Consider the following 10,929-nt stretch of genomic DNA (forward strand, 5'->3'; position numbering starts at 1 on the left):
GGGAGCAGCAGGATGAATGACTATTTAGTAAAAGCACTGGCTTATGAGGGCTATGTTAGAGCGTTTGCAATAAAAAGCACAGAGACGGTCAGTGAGGCGCAGCGACGCCATTACACATGGCCTGTTGCCACAGCGGCCCTTGGAAGGACAATGACAGCTGCAGCCATGATGGGCGCAATGCAAAAAGGCGAGGAAAAGCTGACAGTAAAGGTAGAGGGCGGGGGTCCGCTCGGTTTGATCCTCGTGGACAGCAATGCAAAAGGCGAAGTACGGGGATATGTATCCAATCCTCATGTCCATTTTGACTTGAACGAGCATGGAAAGCTTGATGTGCGCAAGGGAGTTGGCACGACAGGTTCCCTTACGATTGTAAAGGATCTTGGACTTCGGGACTTTTTTACCGGACAAGTGCCTATTGTCTCAGGTGAACTTGGCGAAGACTTCACTTACTACTTTGCGACTTCGGAACAAGTGCCATCCTCAGTTGGGGTAGGTGTGCTCGTCAATCCGGACAATACGGTGAAAGCAGCAGGGGGCTTCATTCTCCAGCTCATGCCTGGCGCTGATGATGCTGTCATCACAGAAATAGAGAATCGCCTCAAACAAATTCCGCCTGTATCGAAGCTGATAGAAAAAGGCCTGACTCCAGAAGAAATTCTCGATGAGGTTCTTGGCAAAGGGAATGTAAAGGTGCTCGATAGAATGCCTGTTAGTTTTAAGTGTACATGCTCAAAGGCTCGTTTTGGTGATGCGATTGTCAGCCTTGGCGCTTCAGAAATTCAGGATATGATCGAACAGGATGGACAAGCAGAAGCAAATTGCCATTTTTGCGGTCAGAAATATGTCTTTACAAAAGAAGAGTTGGAAGAGCTGAAGAAAGACGCTAAATAACCGGGGGAAAGCATATTGGGGAATAAACGCCTTCTAATGGTGCTTGTCTGCTCTGTCATTCTTAACATTGCGGCATTGTTTTTTCTGTTTGTGATCCTAGAGGAACTGGACTCGCCTATTTCGGCAAGGCAGTTCTGGAGTGAAATAAAAGTAACTTTTCCCGATGAAGAGTAAGAAGGTGCAGTCCTAATTGGACTGTGCTTTTTTGTTTGGATAAGAAAGGGAAAGGATAGAGGAGAGTATGGCAATTGAATTTCATTGACAATAGGAGAAAAGACTGTTAAATTTTTATTAAAACCAACAAAAATACTCGGAAATAAGGGGTGGAAGGAATGGAACACATCGCAAACTCTGTAACGGAGTTGATCGGCAGGACGCCGATTGTCAAATTGAATCGGATGACAGATGAAAACAGTGCAGATGTTTATTTGAAGCTCGAATACATGAACCCGGGAAGCAGCGTCAAAGACCGGATTGCTCTCGCAATGATTGAAGCTGCAGAAGAGGCTGGGAAGCTGAATCCTGGAGATACTCTGATTGAACCGACAAGCGGCAATACGGGTATTGGCCTTGCTATGGTGGCAGCGGCAAAAGGATACAAAGCAATCCTTGTCATGCCGGAAACGATGAGCATGGAGCGCCGCAACTTGCTGCGTGCCTATGGTGCAGAGCTCGTTCTCACACCTGGGCCGGATGGAATGGGAGGCGCTATCAGGAAGGCAGAAGAACTCGCAGTGGAGCATGGGTATTTCATGCCGCAGCAGTTCAAGAATGAAGCCAACCCCACTGTCCATGAAAAAACAACAGGTCCAGAAATCGTAAGTGTGATGGGCGGACAGCTAGATGCGTTTATTGCTGGAATTGGAACAGGCGGAACCATTACAGGAACCGGAAAAGTGCTTCGTGATCATTATAAGGACATCAAGCTGATTGCCGTCGAACCTGCTGATTCTCCTGTCCTTTCCGGAGGCAAACCAGGTCCGCATAAAATCCAAGGTATCGGTGCCGGCTTTGTGCCTGACGTCCTTGATACAAAAATGTACGACGAAATCATTAAAGTGCAAAACGAACAGGCTTTTGATTACGCCCGCCGTGCGGCGAAGGAAGAAGGAATCCTTGGCGGCATCTCCTCGGGAGCAGCTATATATGCTGCATTGGAAACAGCGAAGAAGCTTGGAAAAGGCAAGAAAGTGTTAGCGATCATCCCAAGTAACGGCGAACGCTATCTCAGCACGCCACTTTACCAATTCGAGGATTAGAAATAGATTATTAAAAAAGCAGCTCATTAATTGGGCTGTTTTTTGCTGCTTTGGCGGTGAACCCGGATGCCAAGAAAGCGCGCAAGGAGTGCGTTTGGTTGATTTCTAAGGAAAGATGGTTGATATCTGTCCGAAGTTGGTTGATATCGTGAGGAAGTTGGCTGATAACTCGGCTGACTTGGTTGATAAAGCGTGAAACCTGGTTGATTCCGTCATTTCAGGATAGAGAGGGTGCTGTGCGATCAACTCCAGCGCCTCTTTTTACGAACCAGGATGCCAAGAAAGCGCGCAGGGAGTGCGTTTGGTTGATTTCTAAGGAAAGATGGTTGATATCGGTCCGAAGTTGGTTGATATCGTGAGGAAGTTGGTTGATAACTCGGCTGACTTGGTTGATAAAGCGTGAAACATGGTTGATTTCCGACCTCTAGATACCAAATCGCCTTTCATCACGTTAAAAACCGAAACCATTTGCTTCCCTTCTGTATCGCATCCAACATATCCCTCGGCAAAAACTGCACATAGAGAGTGAAAAGCATACGATTTATCGTGTAAAATGGAAAATAGAGAAATCAAGGGGTGTGTTTGCTTGGGGAAGTATAATATTTATCATGAAAAAGTGGTTTATGATGCCGAAAGGTTTTTTCAATCGTATTGTCATATAGCGAAAAATTATCACGAGCATGTGCTGCTTGAAAGCGGGCGGGGAGGCAGGTACAGCATTGCGGCTTTTGGGCCGGCGGCTGTCCTGAAAGGGAAGGAAGGCGTGTTAACAGTTGACGGTCTTCCGCTTGAACAAGACCTGCCATCAGCACCAAAAAGCATGCTTCAAAGTATTAAGAAATGGATGGACCGGTATACTGTCGAAGAGGTACCGGGATTACCTGATTTTCAGGGAGGCGCAATTGGATATATAGGCTATGACTACGCAAGACATATCGAAGAGCTGCCAACCCTGGCAGAAGACGACCTCCAATTGCCTGACGTCTTGCTGTTTGTTTTTCACGAAGTGTTTGTATACGACCACATAGAAGAAAAGCTAGTGCTCATGGTTCTCTACCCGGATGGGGAAAAAACAGCTGCCATCGAAGCCGCCAATATTTGGAGGGAAAAGTGGGAAGCCCTCTATCCGGCGATGGAGAAAAAGTGTACTGCCTCGAACTCTTTCGATGATTCACTGGAAGTGTCCATGACGGAAAAGGAATTCATTGACGCTGTGCATCGCATCCAAGCATATATTTCTTCAGGTGACGTTTTTCAAGTGAATTTGTCTGTACGCCAGTCTAGACCGCTTGTTGCAGATGCCATTGAGGTATACCGAGAACTCAGGCGACTGAACCCTTCTCCTTATATGGCGTTCATTCAGACAGAAGACTACCAGATTGTTTCCGGTTCTCCGGAGCTTCTCGTAAAGAAAAAAAGAAACATCGTCAGCACAAGGCCTATTGCTGGTACCAGATCTAGAGGACGAGATGAAGCAGAAGATACAAGACTTGCAGCAGAGCTGATTTCGAATGAAAAAGAACGGGCGGAGCATGTCATGCTTGTTGATCTGGAGCGGAATGACCTTGGACGAGTCTCTCGATATGGAACAGTGGAAGTTGACGAATTTATGGTGATTGAAAAGTATTCGCATGTTATGCATATTGTTTCCAACGTAAAAGGGGAGCTTGCCGAGGGAAAAAGCTGGCCGGATATCATTCATGCAGCGTTTCCGGGAGGGACCATCACCGGTGCGCCAAAAGTCCGGACAATGGAAATCATTGAAGAATTAGAGCCTGTCCGGAGGGGAATCTATACAGGATCAATTGGATGGATTGGTTACAATGGGGATATGGAAATGAACATTGTCATTAGGACAATGCTTTGTATGGATGGAAAAGCCCACGTTCAAGCAGGGGCAGGTATCGTGATAGATTCTATCGCGGTTAACGAATATCTTGAATCGCTGAAAAAGGGGAAAGCCCTTTGGAGTGCAAAAAACGCAGCTGAGAGAGAAGGTGGAACACAATGATACTCATGATCGACAATTATGATTCTTTTACCTATAACCTCGTCCAATATCTTGGTGAGATGGGCGAACAGCTGGTAGTCGCAAGGAACGATCAAATTTCTATTGCTGAAATCGAAAGGCTTGCTCCAAGCATCCTGATGATTTCGCCAGGTCCTTGCAGTCCTGATGAAGCAGGTATCAGCCTTGAGGCTATCCGGCACTTTGCCGGGGAAATACCTCTTTTTGGCGTATGTCTCGGGCACCAGGCAATTGCACAGGTATTTGGTGGAGATATCGTGAGGGCGGATAGGCTGATGCATGGAAAGACTTCAGCGGTGTACCATGACGGAAAAACGATTTTTGAAAAGATGGACAACCCTTTCCCTGCGGCTCGCTATCACAGCCTGATTGTGAAGAGAGAGACGATTCCGGATGTGCTGGAAATCTCCGCTTGGACAGAAGAAGGGGAAATTATGGCATTACGACATAAGGAGCTTGCGGTGGAATGTGTCCAGTTCCACCCGGAATCCATTTTGACGCTCCCTGGCAAGCAGCTGCTGCGGAATTTCATCCGCAAGCACTCCCTTCAGCCACAAGTGCTCTAAGGAGTGATCAACCTATGCTGATGTTTTTAAACGGAAGGATTGTGGAGGAGAAGGAGGCAAGCATTTCTCCGTTGGATCATGGCTTCCTGTACGGACTTGGCCTTTTTGAAACCTTCCGCATATATAACCGACACGCTTTTCTGTTGGATGACCATCTTCGGAGACTGAATGAGGGCCTTCGAATGATAGGTATCGATGGATGCTATAGCCGAAAAGAAATCCTCGATGCGCTTCATACTCTTCTTAAAGCGAATAGATTGGACGATGCGTATGTCAGGTTAAATGTAACAGCTGGAATACACGGGGTGGGTCTTCGAGATAAGCTGTATACTAACCCAAATCTGCTCATTTTTATGAAGCCGGTTGATCCTGATCCTCCTCTTTCAGAAAAAACTGCGGCTATCCTGAAGCTGAAAAGGAATACGCCTGAAGGGGAACAGAGGCTGAAATCCCATCATTACTTAAACAATGTGCTGGCAAAACAAGAAATGAAGGGCTCTAATTCGGCTGAAGGGATTTTTCTGACAGCAGAAGGATATGTTGCGGAAGGAATCGTCTCCAATCTTTTTTGGCAAAAAGGGGGAGTGCTTTTTACCCCGTCAGTCAAAACAGGTATCTTAAACGGAATTACTCGCCAATTTGTCATGAAGCTTGCAAAGGATGCGGGATTTGAGGTAAGAGAAGGGTTCTTTTTACCGGAAGAGATACAATCCGCGGAGGAAGTTTTTTTAACAAATTCCATTCAAGAGATTACTGCTGTCGCAAACTTTGATGGATTGGAGCTGCCGGGGAAAGTCGGACATACCGTGAAAATACTTCATCGCATGTACGCTGCTTTGAGGGAACAGATTTGGAGCAAGGACGAAATTTTTACTGGAGGATGAGCTGGATGGCTGGAAGTAACAGCGGAGTGCTGACTGCGGGTCCGTACCGCCTTGAATATCATAAAAAGACAATCGTAATGGGTATCCTTAATGCTACGCCGGATTCTTTTTCGGATGGCGGAAAATATAGCAGAATGGATGCAGCGCTTGCACATGCAGCGAAAATGGCAGAGGATGGGGCGGACATTATCGATATCGGCGGCGAATCGACCCGCCCTGGGTCCAAGGAAGTCTCAGTAGAGGAAGAATTAGAAAGGGTAGTCCCTGTCATTGAAGCAATCTCCCGGAGAATTGACCTCCCTATTTCCATCGACACATATAAGGCGGAAGTGGCTCGGCAAGCGGTGGATGCAGGGGCGACAATTATTAATGATGTTTGGGGAGCAAAGAAGGACAAGTCTATGGCTAGTGTGGCGGCGGAGACTGGCATGCCGATCATCCTGATGCATAACCGTGAGGGAAGGGGTTATCAGCAGTTTATGCGGGATGCACTAAATGATCTCTATGAAAGCATCGCTATTGCAAGAGAAGCTGGCGTAAAGGATGAAAATATCGTGCTTGATCCAGGAATCGGCTTTGCGAAGAACCTCGATGAAAATCTTGAGATGATGCAAAAACTGGATACGCTTGTTGCGTTGGGGTATCCTGTGCTACTTGCCACTTCAAGAAAGTCAATGATAGGAAAAGTGCTTGATCTTCCTGTGGAAGAGCGGATGGAGGGGACTGGTGCTACGGTATGCTTTGGAATCCAGAAAGGGTGCCAGATCATTAGAGTCCACGATGTAAAAGAAATGGTGCGGATGGCCAAAATGATGGATGCTCTTATGGGGAAGGGGAAAGAAAATGGATAAAATATATGTAAACGGAATGCAATTTTACGGTTACCACGGGGTTTTCCCGGAAGAGACAAAGCTTGGCCAGCGTTTTGCCGTTGACTTGGCGGTGGAAGCTGACCTCTCCAAAGCTGGTAAAAGCGACCGCTTAGAAGATTCCATTAACTATGCTGACCTTTATGAAACGTGCCGGGAAGTAGTAGAAGGAAAGCCGTTAAAGCTTGTTGAAGCGGTTGCGGAAAAAATAACGGCAGCCGTGCTCGCCCGATTCCCGCTTGCTGCAGCGTGCACCGTAAAAGTGATCAAGCCTGATCCTCCTATCCCTGGACATTATCATTCCGTTCAGGTGGAGATCAGAAGGAGCAGGCTATGATAGAAAACACGAGTTTTATTGCACTTGGCTCAAACATGGGTGACCGTTTTTATAATCTGGAACAAGCCGTCCGACATCTCGACAGCAATGAAAAAATAGAAGTGGTAAATGTTTCATCTGTTTACGAAACGGATCCTGTCGGCTATGAAGAACAGGCGCCTTTCCTTAACATGGTTGTAGAAGTACGGACAGATCTCGATCCTTTTTTGCTACTTGAGACATGCCATAAAATCGAGCAGTCACTTGGGAGGAAAAGGGAATTAAGGTGGGGTCCGAGGACGGTAGACCTTGACATTCTGCTCTATAATCAAGAAGATATTGAGACAGATACACTTATTGTCCCGCACCCTAGAATGTGGGAAAGGGCTTTTGTATTAGTCCCGCTTAGCGAAATTAACCAGTCAGCAAGAGTGCCAATACCAGCGGGTCCATTTGAAACCATGTATGATCAAGAAGGAGTTCGAATATGGAAGCAGAAAAATGGGGAAGACGTATTCGCGCTTTTCGAAAGCTGAAAGGCTATACCCAGGAAAGTTTCGCGAAGGAACTCGGAGTTTCCGTCTCTGTGCTTGGAGAGATTGAACGAGGAAACAGGGTTCCGACAGATGCTTTTGCTCAGAAAGTGGCTTCAATGCTTGACGTCAGTATCGATGAACTCGCACCAAAGGACGACAGCTGCCAATGGTCAAGATAAAGAATAAACAGAGAAGGAGGTAAACGATGCTAAAAATTGGCGATATTGAAATGAAGAACCCTGTCGTTCTTGCTCCAATGGCCGGTGTATGCAACTCAGCTTTTAGGTTGACGGTCAAGGAATTCGGAGCAGGCCTTGTATGCGCGGAAATGGTCAGCGACAAGGGAATTGTCTTTCAAAACGAAAAGACAATGGATATGCTTTTTATCGACGAGCGGGAGAAACCGCTTAGCCTCCAGATTTTCGGGGGAGAAAAGAAGACGTTAGTGGAAGCGGCTAAGTTTGTCGACCGTAACTCGAATGCCGATATTATCGACATCAATATGGGCTGCCCTGTACCGAAAATCACTAAATGTGATGCAGGAGCAAAGTGGCTGCTCGACCCTGATAAGATTTATGAAATGGTTTCGGCAGTGGTCGACGCTGTCGAAAAGCCTGTCACTGTAAAGATGCGGATGGGCTGGGATGAAGACCATATTTACGCGGTGAAAAATGCCCAGGCGGTTGAACGGGCTGGAGGAAAGGCTGTAGCTCTTCATGGGCGCACCCGGATGCAGATGTATGAAGGTACAGCCAATTGGGATATCATTCGCGAAGTGAAACAATCTGTTGGAATTCCGGTCATTGGAAACGGAGACGTGAAAACGCCACAGGATGCAAAAAGAATGCTGGATGAAACAGGCGTTGATGGCGTGATGATCGGCCGGGCAGCCCTTGGGGATCCTTGGATGATCTATCGTACCGTTCGGTATTTGGAAACCGGAGAATTGCTTGGTGAACCTTCAGCGCGTGAAAAGATCGATGTTTGTATTCTTCACCTCGATAGGCTGATTGGATTGAAAAATGAACATATTGCTGTCAGAGAAATGAGGAAGCATGCAGCTTGGTACTTGAAAGGAATCAGGGGTAATGCCCGTGTCCGCAACGCAGTGAATGAGTGTACGACAAGAGAGCAGCTTGCTAATCTTTTAAACGGATTTGTGGAAGAAATCTCCGCACAAGAATCCTTTGCTGGATGACGTTGACATTCGATGTATGATTCTCTATAATACTTTTCATATTTACTTAGACTGCCAGTCTGAATTCTGGCAGTTTTTTATTGTTCTGGAGGAAGCTGCCGGGACTTCGTCAAAAATTGCGCTTGAATGATGGGCATGTATGTATTTCACCTAGACTCATTTATCTTTTTTTGTGTAAAATAAAAGGTATATCCAATTTAGCGGCATATATAAAAATTTCTATTATTACTGGAGTGAATCCGATGAGTCATGAAGAATTAAACGATCAACTGCAAGTGAGACGGGAGAAAATGGAGGCTTTTAGAGAGAAAGGCCTTGACCCGTTCGGCAAGCGTTTTGAAAGAACCCATATGACTCGGGAGCTTGTAGCCGAGTATGGAGAATTAGAAAAAGAAGAAATTGAGGAAAAGAACGTAGCTGTGAAGATTGCAGGACGTATCATGACAAAACGCGGCAAGGGAAAAGCCGGTTTTGCGCATATCAAAGATCTTTCAGGACAACTCCAAATCTACGTCCGTCATGATAGTGTAGGCGAAGAGCAGTACGCTATTTTCAATGATAGTGATCTTGGTGATTTAATCGGGGTCGAAGGTACGTTGTTCAAGACGAAGGTTGGAGAACTATCCATTAAAGTCAGTGAATTTGTCTTCCTGTCAAAAGCGCTTCGCCCGCTGCCGGACAAGTTCCACGGTCTTAAAGATGTAGAACAGCGTTACCGCCAGCGTTATCTTGATTTGATTGTGAATGATGAAAGCCGTGAAACCTTCATCAAACGGAGCAAGATCATTCAGTCGATGCGCCGTTATCTTGATGACCACGGCTACCTTGAAGTAGAAACGCCAATGATGCATGCTATCGCCGGTGGTGCATCTGCACGTCCGTTCATCACTCATCACAACGCGCTGGATATGACGCTTTACATGCGAATTGCTATCGAATTACATCTCAAGCGCCTTATTGTTGGCGGTCTTGAAAAAGTATATGAGATCGGTCGAGTGTTCAGGAACGAGGGAGTGTCCACACGACACAATCCGGAATTCACGATGATTGAATTATATGAAGCATATGCGGATTTCCATGACATCATGGCACTGACAGAAAACCTCGTTGCGCATATCGCTCAAGAAGTATGCGGCAGCACTATCATCCGTTACGGTGAGTATGAAATCGATTTGAAGCCTCAATGGAAGAGACTTCATATGGTCGATGCCATCAGAGAATATACTGGCGTTGATTTCTGGAAAGAAATGAGCGTGGAAGAAGCTCGCCAGCTTGCGAAGGAACATGGCGTCGAAATTACTGAGCATATGCTTTACGGTCATATCGTTAACGAATTCTTTGAACAAAAAGTAGAAGAGAAGCTCATTCAGCCAACCTTCATCTATGGTCATCCGGTAGAAGTATCTCCGCTGGCTAAGAAGAATGATGAGGATCCAAGGTTTACGGACCGCTTTGAGCTATTCATTGTAGCAAGGGAACATGCTAACGCGTTCACTGAATTGAACGATCCAATTGACCAAAAGGAACGTTTTGAAGCACAGTTGAAAGAAAAAGAGCAGGGCAATGATGAAGCACACGATATGGATGAAGACTATATCGAAGCACTAGAGTACGGTATGCCGCCAACAGGAGGCCTTGGCATCGGAATTGACCGCCTTGTTATGCTGTTAACCGATTCACCTTCTATTCGTGACGTACTGCTATTCCCACAAATGCGCCAACGCTAAAAGGCAAAAACAAAGCGCGGGGTTTGGGTGACTTAAAGGATAGAGTTTGTTAAATGGTCCGGTTGATTTTCACTCCAGGATGCCTCGCTTTCCGGCGCGGCGTACGAGCTCTCCTTCTCTTTAGTCACTCAATTGTTAACCAATATCTTTAATCAACTCTAGAAAGGTCAGATCATTATTTTTAAAGGGATCTGGCCTTTTTGTTAGTTTTTTTGGATAGATCAGCCTATTCACATAAACTTGTTGAAGGCAAACTTGCTTTAAAAAAATGAGTTGCGTGAAAAGTTTTACTTTACATTTCCGTTAAAAAACTGTTAAAAACATATTGCCACATTGGTATTACGGTGGTATATTAATATCTGTTGCTGCGAGTCACCAAGATAGCAGCTACTTTAGAGAAAAAAGAACATAAAAAACTTATTGACATCAGCTTTATATGCTGGTAGTATATAAGAGTTGCTTCTTTTAAAGGGAACCAACGAACTTGCTCTTTGAAAACTAAACAAACAAGCGTCAACAAACAATAATATGATGGTCACTGACCATCAGCCAACGTTTTATTTGATGAGCTAATCACTCACTCTTTTATGGAGAGTTTGATCCTGGCTCAGGACGAACGCTGGCGGCGTGCCTAATACATGCAAGTCGAGCGGA

The 10,929-nt window shown here is 45.7% G+C and carries 12 protein-coding genes; all 12 read left to right on the forward strand.

Annotation, left to right across the window (positions count from 1 at the left end):
* The first annotated feature begins 12 nt into the window (after positions 1–12).
* On the forward strand, positions 13–891 hold the full coding sequence (hslO, locus tag BQ5796_RS02520) for an Hsp33 family molecular chaperone HslO (RefSeq protein WP_071458830.1): 879 nt from the start codon (positions 13–15) through the stop codon (positions 889–891).
* A gap of 15 nt (positions 892–906) precedes the next feature.
* Positions 907–1,065, forward strand: coding sequence for a hypothetical protein (locus BQ5796_RS18015; protein ID WP_159430969.1), 159 nt, complete (start codon positions 907–909; stop codon positions 1,063–1,065).
* A 158-nt stretch (positions 1,066–1,223) separates the two neighbouring features.
* A complete protein-coding gene (gene cysK, locus BQ5796_RS02525) occupies positions 1,224–2,150 on the forward strand; it encodes a cysteine synthase A (protein WP_071458831.1) in 927 nt (308 codons plus the stop codon).
* Positions 2,151–2,703: 553 nt separating this feature from the next.
* Positions 2,704–4,161 (forward strand): anthranilate synthase component I family protein, encoded by a 1,458-nt coding sequence (locus BQ5796_RS02530; RefSeq protein ID WP_141769920.1) that lies wholly within the window; start codon positions 2,704–2,706, stop codon positions 4,159–4,161.
* Positions 4,158–4,745, forward strand: coding sequence for an aminodeoxychorismate/anthranilate synthase component II (gene pabA / locus BQ5796_RS02535; protein ID WP_071458833.1), 588 nt, complete (start codon positions 4,158–4,160; stop codon positions 4,743–4,745). Before BQ5796_RS02530 ends, pabA begins: the two co-directional genes overlap by 4 nt.
* Before the next feature lie 14 nt (positions 4,746–4,759).
* Positions 4,760–5,629 (forward strand): aminodeoxychorismate lyase, encoded by an 870-nt coding sequence (gene pabC, locus BQ5796_RS02540; protein ID WP_071458834.1) that lies wholly within the window; start codon positions 4,760–4,762, stop codon positions 5,627–5,629.
* 5 nt (positions 5,630–5,634) lie between these two features.
* Entirely contained in the window at positions 5,635–6,480 is an 846-nt protein-coding gene (gene folP, locus BQ5796_RS02545) for a dihydropteroate synthase (protein ID WP_071458835.1), read from the forward strand.
* The gene (gene folB, locus BQ5796_RS02550; RefSeq protein WP_071458836.1) at positions 6,473–6,835 is read left to right on the forward strand and encodes a dihydroneopterin aldolase; all 363 of its coding nucleotides are present in this window, start codon (positions 6,473–6,475) and stop codon (positions 6,833–6,835) included. The genes folP and folB overlap by 8 nt, the downstream gene beginning before the upstream one ends.
* Positions 6,835–7,350, forward strand: a complete 516-nt coding sequence (gene folK / locus BQ5796_RS02555) for a 2-amino-4-hydroxy-6-hydroxymethyldihydropteridine diphosphokinase (RefSeq protein WP_071461114.1) — start codon at positions 6,835–6,837, stop codon at positions 7,348–7,350. The genes folB and folK overlap by 1 nt, the downstream gene beginning before the upstream one ends.
* On the forward strand, positions 7,302–7,529 hold the full coding sequence (locus BQ5796_RS02560; RefSeq protein WP_071458837.1) for a helix-turn-helix domain-containing protein: 228 nt from the start codon (positions 7,302–7,304) through the stop codon (positions 7,527–7,529). Before folK ends, BQ5796_RS02560 begins: the two co-directional genes overlap by 49 nt.
* A gap of 26 nt (positions 7,530–7,555) precedes the next feature.
* Complete coding sequence (dusB, locus tag BQ5796_RS02565) at positions 7,556–8,548, forward strand: tRNA dihydrouridine synthase DusB (protein ID WP_071458838.1); 993 nt, start codon at positions 7,556–7,558, stop codon at positions 8,546–8,548.
* A gap of 242 nt (positions 8,549–8,790) precedes the next feature.
* Positions 8,791–10,275, forward strand: coding sequence for a lysine--tRNA ligase (lysS, locus tag BQ5796_RS02570; RefSeq protein WP_071458839.1), 1,485 nt, complete (start codon positions 8,791–8,793; stop codon positions 10,273–10,275).
* Positions 10,276–10,929 lie beyond the last annotated feature (654 nt).

This window comes from Bacillus massilinigeriensis, assembly GCF_900111815.1.
In the GTDB taxonomy this organism is placed as follows: domain Bacteria; phylum Bacillota; class Bacilli; order Bacillales; family Cytobacillaceae; genus Mesobacillus_C; species Mesobacillus_C mediterraneensis.

Coding starts and splice junctions, on each gene's coding strand:
- hslO (WP_071458830.1), top strand. CDS start 13: ATGAATGACTATTTAGTAAAAGCACTGGCTTATGAGGGCTATGTTAGA.
- cysK (WP_071458831.1), top strand. CDS start 1,224: ATGGAACACATCGCAAACTCTGTAACGGAGTTGATCGGCAGGACGCCG.
- BQ5796_RS02530 (WP_141769920.1), top strand. CDS start 2,704: ATGGAAAATAGAGAAATCAAGGGGTGTGTTTGCTTGGGGAAGTATAAT.
- pabA (WP_071458833.1), top strand. CDS start 4,158: ATGATACTCATGATCGACAATTATGATTCTTTTACCTATAACCTCGTC.
- pabC (WP_071458834.1), top strand. CDS start 4,760: ATGCTGATGTTTTTAAACGGAAGGATTGTGGAGGAGAAGGAGGCAAGC.
- folP (WP_071458835.1), top strand. CDS start 5,635: ATGGCTGGAAGTAACAGCGGAGTGCTGACTGCGGGTCCGTACCGCCTT.
- folB (WP_071458836.1), top strand. CDS start 6,473: ATGGATAAAATATATGTAAACGGAATGCAATTTTACGGTTACCACGGG.
- BQ5796_RS02560 (WP_071458837.1), top strand. CDS start 7,302: ATGGAAGCAGAAAAATGGGGAAGACGTATTCGCGCTTTTCGAAAGCTG.
- dusB (WP_071458838.1), top strand. CDS start 7,556: ATGCTAAAAATTGGCGATATTGAAATGAAGAACCCTGTCGTTCTTGCT.
- lysS (WP_071458839.1), top strand. CDS start 8,791: ATGAGTCATGAAGAATTAAACGATCAACTGCAAGTGAGACGGGAGAAA.